This is a genomic window from Micromonospora sp. AP08, assembly GCF_008085935.1.
In the GTDB taxonomy this organism is placed as follows: domain Bacteria; phylum Actinomycetota; class Actinomycetes; order Mycobacteriales; family Micromonosporaceae; genus Micromonospora; species Micromonospora chersina.
Genome location: NZ_VSEZ01000003.1, coordinates 108,245 through 123,109 on the forward strand (window position 1 = coordinate 108,245; position 14,865 = coordinate 123,109).

Annotated in this window: 17 protein-coding genes; 6 read left to right on the top strand and 11 right to left on the bottom strand. The window is 73.0% G+C overall.

Annotated elements, in window-relative coordinates; translation table 11 throughout:
- Positions 1-19 precede the first annotated feature (19 nt).
- From FXF50_RS06865 to FXF50_RS06875, 3 genes are all read right to left on the bottom strand, one after another.
- Positions 20-859 carry a hypothetical protein gene (locus tag FXF50_RS06865; RefSeq protein WP_148426383.1) on the bottom strand — a complete coding sequence of 280 codons (840 nt, stop codon included), beginning with the start codon at positions 857-859 and terminating at the stop codon, positions 20-22.
- 229 nt (positions 860-1,088) lie between these two features.
- Entirely contained in the window at positions 1,089-1,907 is an 819-nt protein-coding gene (locus FXF50_RS06870) for a hypothetical protein (RefSeq protein ID WP_187399559.1), read from the bottom strand.
- A 112-nt stretch (positions 1,908-2,019) separates the two neighbouring features.
- Positions 2,020-2,715 carry a DUF4245 domain-containing protein gene (locus FXF50_RS06875; protein ID WP_148426384.1) on the bottom strand — a complete coding sequence of 232 codons (696 nt, stop codon included), beginning with the start codon at positions 2,713-2,715 and terminating at the stop codon, positions 2,020-2,022.
- Between the two features lie 159 nt (positions 2,716-2,874).
- Here FXF50_RS06875 and glpX point away from each other — a divergent pair, with 159 nt between their 5' ends.
- Together glpX and FXF50_RS06885 are read left to right on the top strand one after the other, a co-directional pair.
- Entirely contained in the window at positions 2,875-3,906 is a 1,032-nt protein-coding gene (gene glpX / locus FXF50_RS06880; RefSeq protein ID WP_148426385.1) for a class II fructose-bisphosphatase, read from the top strand.
- Positions 3,903-4,904: a DMT family transporter gene (locus FXF50_RS06885; RefSeq protein ID WP_148426386.1), complete on the top strand. Its 1,002-nt coding sequence runs from the start codon at positions 3,903-3,905 to the stop codon at positions 4,902-4,904. The genes glpX and FXF50_RS06885 overlap by 4 nt, the downstream gene beginning before the upstream one ends.
- Here the strand turns inward: FXF50_RS06885 and FXF50_RS06890 are convergent.
- A complete protein-coding gene (locus tag FXF50_RS06890; protein ID WP_148426387.1) occupies positions 4,873-5,778 on the bottom strand; it encodes an NAD-dependent epimerase/dehydratase family protein in 906 nt (301 codons plus the stop codon). The two genes, FXF50_RS06885 and FXF50_RS06890, sit on opposite strands and share 32 nt — an antisense overlap.
- Before the next feature lie 136 nt (positions 5,779-5,914).
- Here FXF50_RS06890 and FXF50_RS06895 point away from each other — a divergent pair, with 136 nt between their 5' ends.
- On the top strand, positions 5,915-6,607 hold the full coding sequence (locus tag FXF50_RS06895; RefSeq protein ID WP_148426388.1) for a TetR/AcrR family transcriptional regulator: 693 nt from the start codon (positions 5,915-5,917) through the stop codon (positions 6,605-6,607).
- 16 nt (positions 6,608-6,623) lie between these two features.
- On the opposite strand, the gene FXF50_RS06900 is transcribed toward FXF50_RS06895, so the two are convergent.
- The 6 genes from FXF50_RS06900 to FXF50_RS06925 form a co-directional block, all read right to left on the bottom strand.
- Positions 6,624-7,592 carry an NAD(P)/FAD-dependent oxidoreductase gene (locus FXF50_RS06900; protein ID WP_148426389.1) on the bottom strand — a complete coding sequence of 323 codons (969 nt, stop codon included), beginning with the start codon at positions 7,590-7,592 and terminating at the stop codon, positions 6,624-6,626.
- A 106-nt stretch (positions 7,593-7,698) separates the two neighbouring features.
- Entirely contained in the window at positions 7,699-8,361 is a 663-nt protein-coding gene (locus FXF50_RS06905) for a rhomboid family intramembrane serine protease (protein WP_148426390.1), read from the bottom strand.
- 100 nt (positions 8,362-8,461) lie between these two features.
- Entirely contained in the window at positions 8,462-9,142 is a 681-nt protein-coding gene (locus tag FXF50_RS06910) for a lytic transglycosylase domain-containing protein (protein ID WP_187399560.1), read from the bottom strand.
- Between the two features lie 254 nt (positions 9,143-9,396).
- Positions 9,397-10,809, bottom strand: coding sequence for a PhoH family protein (locus FXF50_RS06915; RefSeq protein ID WP_148426392.1), 1,413 nt, complete (start codon positions 10,807-10,809; stop codon positions 9,397-9,399).
- A gap of 334 nt (positions 10,810-11,143) precedes the next feature.
- Positions 11,144-11,584, bottom strand: coding sequence for a hypothetical protein (locus FXF50_RS06920; RefSeq protein WP_148426393.1), 441 nt, complete (start codon positions 11,582-11,584; stop codon positions 11,144-11,146).
- Positions 11,581-11,922, bottom strand: a complete 342-nt coding sequence (locus FXF50_RS06925; RefSeq protein WP_148426394.1) for a hypothetical protein — start codon at positions 11,920-11,922, stop codon at positions 11,581-11,583. The genes FXF50_RS06920 and FXF50_RS06925 overlap by 4 nt, the downstream gene beginning before the upstream one ends.
- Positions 11,923-12,186: 264 nt before the next feature.
- Between FXF50_RS06925 and FXF50_RS06930 the strand changes: the two genes are divergently transcribed.
- From FXF50_RS06930 to otsB, 3 genes are all read left to right on the top strand, one after another.
- Positions 12,187-12,627 carry an XRE family transcriptional regulator gene (locus tag FXF50_RS06930; protein WP_148426395.1) on the top strand — a complete coding sequence of 147 codons (441 nt, stop codon included), beginning with the start codon at positions 12,187-12,189 and terminating at the stop codon, positions 12,625-12,627.
- A 179-nt stretch (positions 12,628-12,806) separates the two neighbouring features.
- Positions 12,807-13,160 carry a hypothetical protein gene (locus FXF50_RS06935; RefSeq protein WP_091314007.1) on the top strand — a complete coding sequence of 118 codons (354 nt, stop codon included), beginning with the start codon at positions 12,807-12,809 and terminating at the stop codon, positions 13,158-13,160.
- 70 nt (positions 13,161-13,230) lie between these two features.
- Positions 13,231-14,055: a trehalose-phosphatase gene (otsB, locus tag FXF50_RS06940; RefSeq protein ID WP_148426396.1), complete on the top strand. Its 825-nt coding sequence runs from the start codon at positions 13,231-13,233 to the stop codon at positions 14,053-14,055.
- An 18-nt stretch (positions 14,056-14,073) separates the two neighbouring features.
- Here otsB and FXF50_RS06945 read toward each other — a convergent pair whose 3' ends face one another.
- Positions 14,074-14,844, bottom strand: coding sequence for an isoprenyl transferase (locus FXF50_RS06945; RefSeq protein WP_148426397.1), 771 nt, complete (start codon positions 14,842-14,844; stop codon positions 14,074-14,076).
- Between the last annotated feature and the right edge of the window lie 21 nt (positions 14,845-14,865).

Genomic DNA, 14,865 nt, shown 5'->3' on the forward strand with positions numbered 1-14,865 from the left:
AGCCGTCCCGCCGGCACGCTCAGTTGAACAGGTTGTAGAACTCCGGCGGAGCCTCGACGACCTGGTCGGCCGGGGGCTTCTGCGCGGCGGCGGCGTTGCCGTAGTCCGAGTAGGTGATCTTCAGGTCCTGCGCGGCGCTCTGGCCGGCGGCCGGGATCTGCAGCACCAGCTCGCTGAGCCGGCCCTGCGTGTCGACCTTGGCGGTGAACGGCACCGACCGGGCCTGCGCGCCGAGCGCGGTGATCACGGCCGGGTCGAGCGAGCCCGCCTCAGCCGCCTTCGACACGTCGACGGTGCCCGCGTACGCGCCGTCGCCGGTCTTCCGGACCTCGGTGACGCCCTGGGTCAGCACCGCGCTGCCGGCCGGGTCGACCTTGTCGAAGTCGAAGCCGAGCGCCCGGTTGCCCTTGATCCGGGTCTGGTCGAGGTGCTGGTACTTGCCGAGGTTGAGGTTCTTCAGCCCCGGCACGCTGGCGGCGGCCTTGCCGCCCAGTTCCAGCTTGACCCAGCTGTCCGGCTTGGCGTGGATCAGGTCCAGCTTCATCATCAGGTCCGACGACGGGTCGCCGATCGTCATCCGCATCTCGGCGCTCTGGCTGGGCTCGTGCACCTGCCCCTCGGCGGTGGAGCCCGCGCCGGACATGGTGAACCGGAAGTTCCCGTCGCGGATCGCGTTGGTGGAGTCCAGCAGGGCCTGCTTGGCGTCGCCGGCGGGCGTGCCGCTCGGGGCGATGCTGCCCGAGGCGGCCGGGGTCGCGGAGGCCCCCGCTCCGGCGGTGCCGGTGTCGTTGCAGGCGGCCAGGGCGGGAATGAGCAGCGCCGCGGCGAACGCGGTGGCGCTGAAGCGTCGAATCTTCACGTCAACCTCTCCAGGTGGGTCGTCCGGCCCACGGAGGTGCCGGAGTCGGGCGCCGCAGCCCGGACGCCGGCTCCGGCGCACGAGCCCGATCCGGCCGGTGTGGTCGGCCCCGGCGGGCTCGTGCCCCCTTCTGTTCCCTGAAGCGGTGTTCCGCAATCCCTGTCCGGTGCACGACGGCACCGGAGTCGGCGGCCGGGGACGGCGCGAGCCGCCCCCGACCGCTGGAGGATCAGCCCTTGAACATCTCGTAGATGCTGGCGGGGGCCTCGACGACCTGGGCGGCCGGCGGGGCCTGCACCGGGGTGGCGGTGCCGTAGTCGGCGTACGTGACGGTCACGGTCTGCGCCTCGGCGGCGCCGGCGGCCGGCACCTGCACGGCGAACTCGGTGAGCCGGCCCTGCGCGTCGAGCTTGGCGGTGAACGGCACGGCGGTGGCCTTGGCGCCGAGGGCCTTGACGGTCTCGGCGTCGAGCAGGTCCGAGTCGGCGGCCTTGCTGGCGTCGATGGTGCCCTCGTAGGTGCCCTCGCCCGTCTTCTTGACGTCGGTGATCGCCTTGATCATCTTGTCGCTGCCGGCCGGGTCCACGTCGCTGAAGTCGAAGTTCAGCTCCTTGGCGTCCTTGATCCGGGTGCGGTCCAGGTGCTGGTACTTGCCCTTGGTCGCCTTGAAGCCCGGGATGGCGTCGGCCATCGCGCCGTCCAGGTCGAGCTTGAGCCAGCTGTCGGTGTCGATGAACACCAGGTGCATGGTCATGGAGAAGTCCTCGGCGGCGGACGCCCCGCTCGACATCTTCATCTCGGCGCTCTTGGACGGCATGTGCACCTTGCCGTCCCCGTTGAACTCGCCACCCTTGATGGCGAAGCTGAAGTTGCCCTTCTGGATCTCCTTGGTGGAGGCGGCCAGCGCCTCCTTCGGGTCCGCGGGCACCGCCGGGGCGGTGGACTTGCTGTCGGCGGTCGGCGAGTCGGCCTCGGTCTTGCAGGCGGCCAGACCGGGGACGAACAGGGCAGCGGCGAGGACGCCGACGCTCCACCGTCGAATGTTCACGGCTATCTCTTTCCGGTTGCTGTCCGGGACGCGTCACGCGTACCGGTTTGTCGGGCCCGGGCAGCGTAGCGGACCGCCGCCGGCCCCGGGGGGCAGCGGCGGCGGGAGCACATCAGCGCAGGGCGGTCGCCAGCTCGCGCAGCTCCGCCTCCCCGGCGTCACCCACGACGATCACCGTGCGGTTCGGCTCCAGCAGGACGAGGGCCTGCTCGTTGCCCCGGGCCGTGTACCGCTGCCAGCTCGCGCCGCCGGGCAGGTCGGCCGGGCCCTGCGGCTGGCCGCCGCTCAGCTCGGCCGGTAGCAGCTTCTCCGCCGGCACGTTGCTCTCCACCAGCTGCGCGCCCCGGCCCTCCGGGGTCAGGTAGCCGATGCGCAGCGTGCCGCCGCCGGGCTCGGTCTGGTAGCGGGCGCTGACCGTACGCCAGTCGGAGCCCAGGTCCCGCGGCTGCGCGACCGGGAAGGCGTTGGCCGCGCGGGCCTGCTCGACGGCCGGCGCGGGGTCGACGGTGACGGGGGCGTCCCCGCCGAGGAAACCCCGGTAGAAGGCGATGAGCAGGGCGATCGGCACCAGCAGCACCAGCAGCGAGAGCGCCATGTCCTTCGGCGACCGCTCGGACCGGGCCTTCTCCTTCCGCGCGGGCGGGGCGGGATGCTCACCGGCGTCCGCCGCCGGAACGGGTCCGGTCGGCTCGACCAGGGCCGGTTCCCCGGCCGGCGGGGTCGCCCCGGCGGTCGGTCGCCCCGGCGGCTGGCCGTCCGGCGGGGTGGCGTCGGTCGGTGCGCGGTCGGCAGGCTGTGCGGGTTCCACCGGGCCATTCTCGCAGCCGTCCGGGTGACGTGATCCTGGCCTCCTCCGCCCCGCTCCGGCGTCGAACCTGGGATCGTGTGAGGATCAGCGACAAAACCGGCGGCGGCGACGGCCGCATCCCGCCGGTCCACCCCGCACCGTCGCGAGGAGGAAGCCGTGATGACAACCACCAGGACGCGGACCCCGCAGGACCTCGACCGTAACCTCGCCCTCGATCTCGTCCGGGTCACCGAGGCCGCGGCCATGGCCGCCGGTCGCTGGGTCGGCCGGGGCGACAAGGAGGGCGGCGACGGGGCCGCCGTCGACGCCATGCGCAAGCTCATCAACTCGATCCCGATGCGCGGTGTCGTGGTGATCGGCGAGGGCGAGAAGGACAACGCCCCGATGCTCTTCAACGGCGAGGAGGTCGGCGACGGGACGGGCCCCCTGGTGGACGTGGCGGTCGACCCGATCGACGGCACCACGCTGATGAGCAAGGGCATGCCGAACGCGCTCGCCGTGCTCGCGGTGGCGGAGCGGGGCGCCATGTTCGACCCGAGCGCCGTCTTCTACATGGAGAAGCTCGCCGTCGGCCCGATGTACGCCGACGTGGTCGACATCAACGCCGGGGTGGCCGAGAACATCCGCCGGATCGCCAAGGTCAAGGGCACCGACCCCGCCGAGGTGACGGTCTGCGTGCTGGACCGGCCGCGCCACGACGACCTGGTGAAGCAGATCCGGCGCACCGGGGCGGGCATCCGGTTCATCTCCGACGGCGACATCGCCGGCGCCATCGCGGCGGCCCGGGGCGAGTCCGACGTCGACGTGCTGATGGGCATCGGCGGCACCCCGGAGGGCATCACCGCGGCCTGCGCGCTGAAGTGCATGGGCGGCATGATGCAGGCCAAGCTCTGGCCCAAGGACGCCGAAGAGCGGGAGAAGGCGCTGGCCGCCGGGCACGACCTGGACCGGGTGCTCTTCACCGACGACCTGGTCACCGGCGACAACTGCTTCTTCGTGGCCACCGGCGTCACCTCCGGTGACCTGCTGCGCGGCGTGCGCTACCGGGCGGGCGGGGCGTACACCCAGTCGATCGTGATGCGGTCCAAGAGCGGCACGATCCGGGTGATCGACTCCTACCACCGGCTGGAGAAGCTGGCGCTCTACTCGGCGGTCGACTTCGACGGGCGCCCCCTGGCCGAGCAGGAGTGACCGCGACCGGGACGGCGGCGCCCCCGACGCTGTCGACCACGCGGCGGATCGCCGGCACGGGGCTGGCCACCGCCTCCGGGGTCGCGGTGGCCGTCCAGTCCCGGATCAACGGCGAACTCGGCGTACGGCTGGCCGACGGGATCGCCGCCGCGGTGGTCTCGTTCGGGGTGGGCCTGCTGGTGCTGCTCGTGCTGGTGCCCGCCACCCCCGGTGGCCGGCGGGGGCTGGTGGCCCTGCGGGCCGCGCTCCGGGACGGCTCGCTGCGCCCGTGGCAGTGCCTCGGCGGCGTCTGCGGCGCGTTCCTGGTCGCCACCCAGGGGCTGACCATCGGCACCCTCGGCGTGGCGGTGTTCACGGTCGCCGTGGTGGCCGGGCAGAGCGGCAGCAGCCTGCTTGTCGACCGGGCCGGCATCGGCCCGACCGGCCGGCAGCCGGTCACCCCGAACCGGCTGGTCGGCGCGGTGCTCACCGTGCTGGCCGTGCTGCTGGCGGTGGGCGACCGGCTCGGCGATCCGGGCGCCCTGGCGCTGGCCCTGCTGCCGCTGGCCGCCGGCGTGGGCATCGCCTGGCAGCAGGCGGTCAACGGCCGGGTCCGGGGGGCGGCCGGCAGCGCCATGACCGCCACGCTTGTCAACTTCACGGTCGGGACGGTGGCGCTGCTCGCCACCTTCGCGGTGGAGGTCGCCGTCCGGGGCCGCCCAGCCGGGAGCTTCCCGGCCGAGCCGTGGCTCTACGTAGGTGGGCCCATCGGCATCGTTTTCATCGCGCTGGCCGCCGCCCTCGTCCGGTTCACCGGCGTGCTGCTGCTCGGCCTGGCCACCATCGCGGGGCAGGTCGTCGGCGCCGTCCTGCTGGACGTGCTGCTGCCCACCGCCGCCTCCCACCCGACGCCGACCACCCTGCTGGGCGCGGGGCTGACCCTGGTCGCGGTGCTGGTCGCCGCCCTCGGTCCGCCGCCGCGGCCGGTCACCCGCGCAGCGCCGCCACCGTCTCCGTGACCACCCGGTCCAGCGACGTCGCCTCGACGCCGAGGGTGGTCGAGTCCAGCAGGTACGGCCGGTCGAACTGGTAGGCGGTCTCCCGCAGTTCGCGGGCGAACGGGTTGGCCAGCCCGGCGACCCAGAGCACGGGGTACGGCATCCGGATGAGCCGCGGCGCGGGCGCACCGACCAGGGCCGCCGCCCGGCCGGCCAGGTCCCGCATCGACACGGCGGGGGCGCTGGGCACGTGCCAGGCCCGGCCCCAGGCCCGCTCGTCGGTCGCGGCGGCCACGAGGGTACGCGCGACGTCGGGAATGTACGTCCAGGTGTGCGGGGCGTCCCAGTCGACCGGCAGGAACACCCGCTGCCCGGCGAGCACCCGGGGCAGCACCATCATGGCCAGCGAGGTGCCTTCCGCGCCGACGTAGTCGGAGCCGCGTACCTCGGTGATCCGGGCCCGGCCCGTCTCGTGCGCGGCCAGCGCGTCGGCCCACATCCGGTTGCGTACCCGCCCCTTCGTGCCGGTGGCGGCCAGCGGGGTCGCCTCGGTCATCGGTGCGTCGACCGGGCCGTAGCCGTAGAGGTTGCCGACTCCGGCGAGCACCGCGCCGGTCCGCTCGGCGGCGGTGAGCAGCGCGGCGGCCAGCGGCGGCCAGTCCAGCGGCCACCGGTGGTAAGCCGGGTTGGCGCAGTTGTACAGGGCCGTCGCCCCCTCGGTCAGCGCGGTCAGCCGCTCCGCGTCGGCGGCGTCGGCGGCGATCCGCTCGATCGCGGGGTGCGCGGGCCCGGTGCCGCGGCGGGTCACCACGCGCACCCGCTCGCCGCGCTCGGCGAGGAGGCGGGCGGTGGCGGTGCCGACGGGTCCGGCGCCGACGATCACGTGCAGGGCCATGGGGGCCACCCTTCGAAGCAGGAGTTCGATGTGAGAGCACCGCTCTCGCAACAGAGCATGCATGCCGACCGCCCTCTCCGTCAAGAGCAGTGCTCTCGGTTTTGATTGGCGCTCTCGTCCATGGCAGAGTGGAGGCATGGTCGCTCCCTCGCTCCGCGCCCGGGTCCGCGCCGGAATGATCGACGAGATCAAGGCCGTCGCCCGCCGCCACCTGGCCACCGACGGCGCGAACCTCTCGCTCCGGGCCGTCGCCCGGGACATGGGCATGGTCTCCTCGGCCATCTACCGCTACTTCCCCAGCCGGGACGACCTGCTCACCGCGCTGATCCTCGACGCCTACGAGGCGCTCGGCGACGCCGTGGAGGCGGCCGACGCCGGCGCCGACCGGGCCGACGTGCGCGGGCGCTGGCACGCCGTGTGCCGGGCCGCCCGGTCCTGGGCGCTGGCCCACCCCGCCGAGTACGCCCTGCTCTACGGCAGCCCCGTCCCCGGCTACGCGGCGCCGGACGACACCGTGGCGCCGGCCCAGCGACCCCCGGTGACCCTGGTCGGCATCCTCCGCGACGGGGTGGCCGCCGGACTGCTCACCCCGTCGGGCGAGGACCTGCCCGAACCGCTCCGGTCGGACGTGGCCGAGTTGGCCGCCCTGATCGCCGTGGACCTGCCGCCCGCCCTGCTGGCCCGGGGCATGGCCGGCTGGACCCAGCTCTTCGGGTTGATCAGCTTCGAGCTGTTCGGCCGGATCAACCGGACGCTGCCGCACCGCGACGAGTACTTCGACCACCAGACCGGGCTCATGGCCGACCTGATCGGCCTGCCCGCCGCCTGAGCGCGCCTGGCGCCGGTCAGGTGCCGTCGGACGAGTGGCCGGGGAAGAGGTGCGCGGTCGGGTCGATGACGACCGCCGCGTTGTTGACGGCGGTGGCCGCCTCGCCGAAACCGGTGGCGATCAGCCGGACCTTGCCCGGGTAGTCGGTGATGTCCCCGGCCGCGAAGACCCGGGGCAGGTTGGTGGCCATGGCGCTGTCGACCACGATGTGCCGCCGGTCCAGGTTCAGCCCCCACTCGGCGAGCGGGCCCAGGTCGGCGGTGAAGCCGAGCGCCGCCACCACGGTGTCCACCGGCACGGTTTCCACCGCGCCGCCGCGTACGGTCAGCTCGGCGCCGGTGACCCGGTCCTCACCGTGCAGCCGGCTCACCTCGGCGTTGACGACGATCCGCACCGGCAGCGCACGCACGCGGTCGACGGTCGAGGCGTGCGCCCGGAACCGGTCCCGCCGGTGCACCAGGGTCACCGAGCGGGCGATCGGGGCCAGCGTCACCGCCCAGTCGAACGCCGAGTCGCCGCCGCCCACGATGAGCACGTCCCGCCCGGTCAGCTCGGTCGGCTGCGGCACGAAGTAGACGATCCCGGCGCCCACGAAGCTGTCGGCCACCGGCAGCGGGCGGGGGGTGAAGCTGCCCAGCCCGCCGGTGACCAGCACCGCGCCGCAGCGCAGCTGGTCACCGCCGGCCAGCCCGAGCACCGGCCGCCCGTCCAGGTACGACAGCTTCTCGGCGCGCACCCCGAGCAGGTACTCCGGGCGGAAGGGCGCGGCCTGGGCGACCAGGTTGGCCACCAGCTCGCGCCCCTTGATGGCGGGGAACCCGGCGACGTCGAGGATGAGCTTCTCCGGGTACATGGCGGTGACCTGCCCACCCGGCTCGGGCAGCGCGTCGATCACGGCCACCGTGAGCCCGCGGAACCCGGCGTAGTAGGCGGCGAACAGCCCGGCGGGACCGGCCCCGATCACGGCGACATCGACCTCGCGCATGGCGTACCGTCCCGTCACTTCGCCAGGGATCAACGCGTGCTGATCCCGACGGTAGGCGGGCCGGTGGCCGCGGGCAAGCATGTCCCGCCGGCCGATGGACGCGCCGTCAGGGCGACGTGACCGGGGGTGACCCGAGCGGGTCCCGCCCCGCGACCTCGGCCCGGCGACGGCGGAACAGGACCGCCGCGACGACCCCGCCGAGCAGCCCGAACAGGTGGCCCTGCCAGGAGATGCGCTCGTCGGTGGGGAGGATGCCGAGCAGCTGCCAGCCGTAGAGCAGGCCGACCAGGAGCACGACGGCGAAGTTCCACCAGCTCCGCTCGACGATGCCGCGGGTGAGCAGGATGCCGAGGTAGCCGAAGATCACCCCACTCGCGCCGACCACCACCGAGTTGGGCGAGCCGGTGAACCACACCCCCAGCCCGCTGACCAGGATGATCACCAGGGTGGACCAGAGGAACCGGCGGGTGCCGGCGGCCAGCACGAAGGTGCCGAGCAGGATCAGCGGGATGCTGTTGCTGTAGAGGTGGTTCCAGCCGGCGTGCAGGAACGGCGAGAAGAACACGCCGTCCAGCCCCTGGATGCGGTGCGGGATGATGCCCGCGGTGACGTCCAGGTCGGCGTTCAGGCCGACATCGACGGCTTCCACGAGGAACAGCAGCGGCACCACCGCGCACATGGCGACGAAGGCGCGGCCGAGGGAGGCGTAGAACGCCTCGGTGCCGAACCGGTGTGGGTCGCCGCCCGTCGGGCCGTCCTGCCAGGTCATCCGTCAAGAGCTATCAGTAATCGGGGCGGACCGCCACCTGAGCGCGGCACGACGACGGCGGGGCGTGCGAATCTCCGCACGCCCCGCCGTCGGTGTCCGATCAGTACCAGCCGGTGCTCTGCGAGTGCGCCCAGGCGCCGCAGGGGTCGTCGTAGCGGCCCTCGATGTAGCCGAGGCCCCACTTGATCTGGGTGGCCGGGTTGGTCTTCCAGTCGTCCGCCACCGAGCCCATCTTGCTGCCCGGCAGGGCCTGCGGGATGCCGTAGGCGCCGGACCCCTCGTTGAGGGCCTTGTGGTTCCAGCCGCTCTCCTTGGTCCAGAGCTTGTCCAGACAGGGGAACTGGTCGATGCCGAAGCCCTCGTCGAGCATGATCGCGCAACCGATCTTGCGGTTGCCGCTGAACTCCTCGCACGAGGACGGGATCGGCCCGTCGTACGGCTTGGCCGCCGCCTTCTCCGCGGCCTCCCGCTCCTTCTTGCGGGACGCGGCCGCCGCCTCGGCCTCCTTGGCCCGCTCGGCGGCCTCCTTGGCCGCCGCGGCGGCCCGGAGCTTCGCCTGGTACTCGGCGGCCCGCTGCTTGGCCGACGCCAGGCGGTGGTCGGCCTGGAGGTCGCGCTGGTACGCGTACTCCGTCCGGTCGACCTTGAGGCCGACCTGCGCGGTCAGGCCCTGTTGCTGGGTCTGTCGGTCTTCGCCCAGGTAGAAGCCACCGGCAACGCCCACGGAGAGCAGCGCGACAGCGGCCGTACGGGCGCCGAACCGGCTCCACAGCCGACTCACGAAGTGTCCCTTCGTCGGGGGCAAGGACACGGCGCGACGCGTGGCCCTCGATCGGCCGCGCCGGCGCCGTGAGCGCCCCGACCCTCTCGGTCGCAGCCGACGCACCGGTGCTCGCAGCTCTCCGCCGGGCTCGTGGTGTGTCGGAAGCGCTCGATGGACACCATTGCGCACAGTGAGGCCGATGGGAAACCGAGGACGCCAAATGTGATCTGCGCCACAAGGCGAGCGCCATCAAATCAGGACAAACCTCTGCCTCAGAGCGGAATGTCCTCCAACAGATCGGTGACCATCGCGGCGATGGGCGAACGCTCCGAACGGCTGAGGGTGACGTGCGCGAAGAGGTGATGGCCCTTCAGCGCCTCGATCACGGCGGTGACCCCGTCGTGCCGCCCGACCCGGAGGTTGTCCCGCTGCGCCACGTCGTGGGTGAGCACCACCCGCGAGCCCTGACCGATCCGGGACAGCACGGTGAGCAGGACGCCGCGCTCCAGCGACTGCGCCTCGTCGACGATGACGAAGGCGTCGTGCAGGCTCCGGCCGCGAATGTGGGTCAGCGGCAGGACCTCCAGCAGGCCCCGCGAGGTGACCTCCTCCAGCACGTTCTCGTGCACCACCGAGCCGAGGGTGTCGAAGACGGCCTGGGCCCAGGGCGACATCTTCTCCGACTCCGAGCCGGGCAGGTAGCCCAACTCCTGGCCGCCGACCGCGTACAACGGGCGGAACACGACGACCTTCTTGTGCCGGCGGCGCTCCATCACCGCCTCCAGGCCGGCGCAGAGCGCCAGAGCGGACTTGCCGGTGCCGGCCCGGCCGCCCAGCGAGACGATGCCGATCGACTCGTCCAGCAGCAGGTCGAGCGCGACCCGCTGCTCCGCCGAGCGGCCGTGCACGCCGAACGCCTCCCGGTCGCCGCGGACCAGCCGGACGGTCTTGTCGGGCAGCACCCGGCCGAGCGCCGAGCCGCGCCCCGAGTGCAGCACCAGGCCGGTGTGGCAGGGCAGGCCGGCGGCGGCGTCGAGGTCCAGCGTCTCCCCCGCGTACAGCCGGCCGATCTCCTCCTCGGCCAGCTCCAGCTCGGCCATCCCGGTCCAGGTCGGGTCGCTGGCCTGACCGTGCCGGTACTCGTCGGCCCGCAGGCCGACCGAGGCCGCCTTCACCCGCAGTGGCATGTCCTTGCTGACCAGGGTGACCTCGCGCCCCTCGGCGGCGAGGTTGAGCGCCACGGAGAGGATCCGGGCGTCGTTCGACTCGTTCCGGAACCCGGGCGGCAGCGCGCCGTCGTCGGTGTGGTTCAGCTCCACCCGCAGGGTGCCGCCCTGGTCGTTGGCGGGCACCGGCCGGTCCAGCCGGCCGTGCTTCACCCGCAGCTCGTCCAGCATGCGCAGCGACTGCCGGGCGAACCAGCCCAGCTCGGGGTGGTGACGCTTGCCCTCCAGCTCGGAGATCACCACCAGCGGCAGCACCACCTCGTGCTCGGCGAAGCGGTGGAACGCCGCCGGGTCGGAGAGGAGGACCGAGGTGTCCAGGACGAAGGCCGTGCCGGCTGGTCGGGGCTCCTCGGTGCCGGCGGACGCGGCGGCCGCGCGGCGACCGCGGGTGCTCCGGCGGGTGGTGGCGGTCGCGGCCGGGGTCCGGTCGGCACCGGCGGGGGTACGGCGAGTGGTCACAGGCCTGCTCCGCGGATGGGCACCCGGCCACCCGAGTTCCGCCTCGTCCGGTGCCCGGTGGACACGGGGTCGGATGCGGGCCCCGTGCGCGAGGTCGCAGGTCCGGGCTGTCCGGCTGGCCCGGGAAAGCCCCGTGCCATGCCTAGACGCTAATCGCCGCGGGCCCGGTCGGCTAGTGGTGCGAGTGGATCACTGTTCCTTGAACGACGCGGCGGACCGGCCGGGATGCATGCCCCCTGCGCGCATCCCGGCCGGCGGAGCCGTCGTCACCGGTCTGACGACGGCTCCGACGGTGCGCGTCCGCCGCGGACGGCACACCGTGCTCTGGCGGACCTCAGCCCTGTCGCCGCACCAGGGTCCCGGTCCGCGGCCCACCGCCGGCCGCGCCGAACGAGGAGCCGGTGTACGTGGTGCCCTGCCGGGTGGCCAGCCCGCCGAACTGGGCGGTCGCGGTCGCGGTCGCGGTGGCCCGCAGGGTCGGGCCGGACGCGGCCCGGGCGGTGACCGCGGCGGGGACGGCCGTGCCGGCGAACGGCGTGGTGCGCCCGGCCGCGGTGGTCACCACGGCCGGGGCGGGACCGGCCAGCGCCGAGGCGATCGCGGCCTGGGCGTCCCGGCGGCGGCGGTTCCAGGCGCCCCGGTCGCCGTCGAAGTAGCCCTGGCGGTAGCCGAACCGGTAGCCGATCCGGTAGCTCAGCTGGCCGTGCAGCCGACCCGCCGCATAGCAGGTCGAGCCGAGCACGAGGACCAGGACGACGGCCAGAAAGGGGCTCATCGCTCGTCCGCCCCGGGCAGGGGGTCGACGACCAGCAGTCGCTCCAGGTCGGCGGTGCTGACCTCCTCGACCAGTTCGACGCTGATCCGGCAGCCGTCGACGACCACCTCGGCCACCGAGGCCCGGCGGATCTCGCCGCCGGCGTCGTAGACCCGGACGCTCAGCTCGGGGCAGCCGAGGTGGGTCCGCCAGGCGTCCCACTCGTCGCGGTCGCCGACGCTCAGGGAGAGGTAGCGGCAGCCCCGGGCGAGGTAGAGCCGCCACGGGGCGCTCAGCCCCGCGGCCACCCCGTCCGCGATCAGGCCGAAGGCCTGCGCACGGGTCGCGAGCTCGGTCACGAGACCCCCTCGACACCCGCGGAGTGACGCATATGAGCACTCGTCGTCTCATGCACGTGACACACCGTAAGTTGTCTCATGAGCGTGACAGTATCAGCTTTTCGTCTGTTTACCGCCGTACTGGCGTCCATCTATTCTGCCCGGGTGACACCCCTCAGGAACAGCGCTGGATCGTTTACCGAGAATCGTGGATCACCGTCACGTGGGCGTGACAGCAGCGTGCCGGGACGCGCCACGGAGACCGACTGGTCGTACCGTCACGGGGTGACCGAGACCGCGAACGCACGGAAGATCGCCTTCGCCACCTTCGTCCGCCGCGCGCTGGAGGACGCACGCGCCATGCGGGCCTGGAGCGGCACCGAGGTCTCCCGGCGTACCGGCGTCTCCCGCCAGACCATCAACCGGTGGGTACGCGGCGACTGGGCCAGCGACCCCGAGGCCGAGCGGGTGGTCGCCTTCTGCGAGGGGCTGGGGCTCAACCCGGCGGCCGCGTTCGCCGCCCTCGGCTGGGACCGGGCGGCCACCCCCCGCGCCATCCCCACCCCGCCGCCCATGGACCCGGACGTCGAGGCGCTGCTGCGCCGGCTGGTCGACCCGAACGTCTCCGACGCGGAGAAGTTCCACATCCGGGAAACCATTCGCTACCTCGCTTACCGCCCGACGCTCCCGGCCGATTCCGGAAAACGAGGAAGACAGGCCGGATAGACGACACGCCGGTTAGTTCCGCAAATGGCGAAAGAACGGCCGGACAGATTCGATCGATCCCCTCCAGGCTCGGATCGGACACGCTAGCGTGCCTGTTTGTACTGCTCGGGGCTCGTCGTCGGCGGGGGGACGGGACACAGCCGAACTCAGCCCTGCGGGACAGAAGGAGGGGTCTGTCCATGACCCTGAAATGGTTGGCAGTCGTGGTCGCGGTGGTGTCGGTGACATCGTGCGTGACCGGCAACGTGGTGGTCGGCGTTCTGGACGGCGGGCAGCTTCCCCTGGTCGTCAACCTCTTCGCCCTCATCACGGCCGGCACCGCGGTGGTCCTCGCCGTCGTCGCCGAGCTGCACGACCGGCTCAACGACCGGGTCAGCGCGCTCACCGAGTTCCTGGTGGCGCGGCTCAACGAGATCGAGGCGCACACCGGCGACCGGAACACCGGCTTCGTGGAGGGCTACCTGCTGAGCCACGGGCAGGAAGCGGCCGTGGTGCCGTTCGGACGCCGAGGACGGGGAGCCGCCGAACGCTGACCTTCCGCGTCGTCCCGACGTCACATCTCGGCCACGAATACGCCGCCGTGCCCGGGGTACGCTGACGCGCGTGCCGCCGTTGAATCTGGGCAACCAGCAGCCGAAGACCCCGTTGGACGCCGAGCACGCGTGGCGCGCCACCGCCGCCCGCGCGGGCGACGTGGTGCTCTTCTTCGACTTCGACGGCACTCTCGCGCCGGTCGACGACGACCCCACCGCGGTCCAGCCCGCGCCGAAGGTGCTCGCCGCGCTGGAAGCGCTCGCCCCGCGGGTACGCCGGATCGCCATCGTCTCCGCCCGCCCGGTGGAGTTCCTCCGCGACCACCTCGGCGGCCTCGCCGGCATCGACCTCTACGGCCTCTACGGCCTGGAGCACAGCCACTCCGGCGGCGAGACCGTCACCGAGCCGGCCGCCCTGCCCTGGGTGCCCACCATGGCGGAGCTGGCCGAGCAGGCCCGCGCCGAGCTGCCGCCGGGCGCCCTCGTGGAGTTCAAGCGGCTCTCCGTGGCGCTGCACTGGCGCACCGCGCCGCAGCTCGGCGACCTGGTGCAGGAGTGGGGCCGGGCCCGGGCCGAGCGGCTGGGCCTGCGCTGCCAGGCCGGGCGCATGGTGCTGGAGTTGAAGCCCCCGGTCGACCGGGACAAGGGCATGGTCATCGGAGAGGCGGTCCGCGACGCCGGCGGCGCCTGGTACTTCGGTGACGACGTCTCCGACATCAAGGCGTTCGCGGCGCTGCGCGCCCGGGCCGCCACCGACCCGCAGTTCCTCGGCGTCTGCGTCGCCGTGGCGAACCCGGAGACCGGCCATGAGGTGGCCGACGCCGCCGACCTGACCCTGGACTCCCCCGCCGCCCTCGGCGACTTCCTCACCGAGGCGCTGCCCCACCTGGCCTGAGCCCCCGTGGGGACCGGGTCACGCGCCGAAGCGGCGTTGGCGGGTGGCGTAGGAGCGTAGCGCGCGGAGGAAGTCGACCCGGCGGAAGTCGGGCCAGTTGAGTTCGCAGAAGTAGAACTCCGAGTGCGCGCTCTGCCAGAGCATGAAGCCGGAGAGGCGCTGCTCACCGCTGGTCCGGATGATCAGATCCGGGTCGGGCAGGCCCTTCGTGTAGAGGTGCTCGGAGATGTGGTCGACATCGATCGAGTTGGCCAGCTCCTCGACCGTGCCGCCGGTGGCGGCGTGCTCCAGCAGCAGCGAGCGGACCGCGTCGGCGATCTCGCGCCGGCCGCCGTACCCGACCGCGATGTTGACCTGTGCCCCGCCGTCACGCTGCCGGGTGCGCTCCTCGGCCGCCTTGAGCGCGGCGGCGTGGTGCGCGGGCAGCACGTCGAGGGCGCCGACCATCCGCAGCCGCCAGGGGTTGCCCTCCTCGGCCAGCTCGGTGGTGAGGTCCTCGATGATCTGGAGCAGCGGGTCCAGCTCGGCGGCCGGCCGGGAGAGGTTGTCGGTGGAGAGCAACCAGAGCGTGACGTGCCCGACACCGGCGGCGTCGCACCAGCGCAGCAGCTCCTTGATCCGCTCGGCGCCCATCCGGTGGCCGTCGTTCGGGTCGACGAAGCCCATCTCCCGGGCCCATCTGCGGTTGCCGTCGCACATCACGCCGACGTGCCGGGGCACCGGCTTGCCCGCGAGCTTCGCCGTGAGCCGGCGCTCGTACACGGAGTAAAGAAGTTTCCGCAGAGTCATCACCTTGCAGGGTAGCGACCC

Bases quoted from the DNA above. Each gene is read 5' to 3' on its own strand.
- glpX (WP_148426385.1), top strand. From the start codon at position 2,875: ATGACAACCACCAGGACGCGGACCCCGCAGGACCTCGACCGTAACCTC.
- FXF50_RS06890 (WP_148426387.1), bottom strand. From the start codon at position 5,778: ATGGCCCTGCACGTGATCGTCGGCGCCGGACCCGTCGGCACCGCCACC.
- FXF50_RS06895 (WP_148426388.1), top strand. From the start codon at position 5,915: ATGGTCGCTCCCTCGCTCCGCGCCCGGGTCCGCGCCGGAATGATCGAC.
- FXF50_RS06900 (WP_148426389.1), bottom strand. From the start codon at position 7,592: ATGCGCGAGGTCGATGTCGCCGTGATCGGGGCCGGTCCCGCCGGGCTG.
- FXF50_RS06905 (WP_148426390.1), bottom strand. From the start codon at position 8,361: ATGACCTGGCAGGACGGCCCGACGGGCGGCGACCCACACCGGTTCGGC.
- FXF50_RS06920 (WP_148426393.1), bottom strand. From the start codon at position 11,584: ATGAGCCCCTTTCTGGCCGTCGTCCTGGTCCTCGTGCTCGGCTCGACC.
- FXF50_RS06935 (WP_091314007.1), top strand. From the start codon at position 12,807: ATGACCCTGAAATGGTTGGCAGTCGTGGTCGCGGTGGTGTCGGTGACA.
- FXF50_RS06945 (WP_148426397.1), bottom strand. From the start codon at position 14,844: ATGACTCTGCGGAAACTTCTTTACTCCGTGTACGAGCGCCGGCTCACG.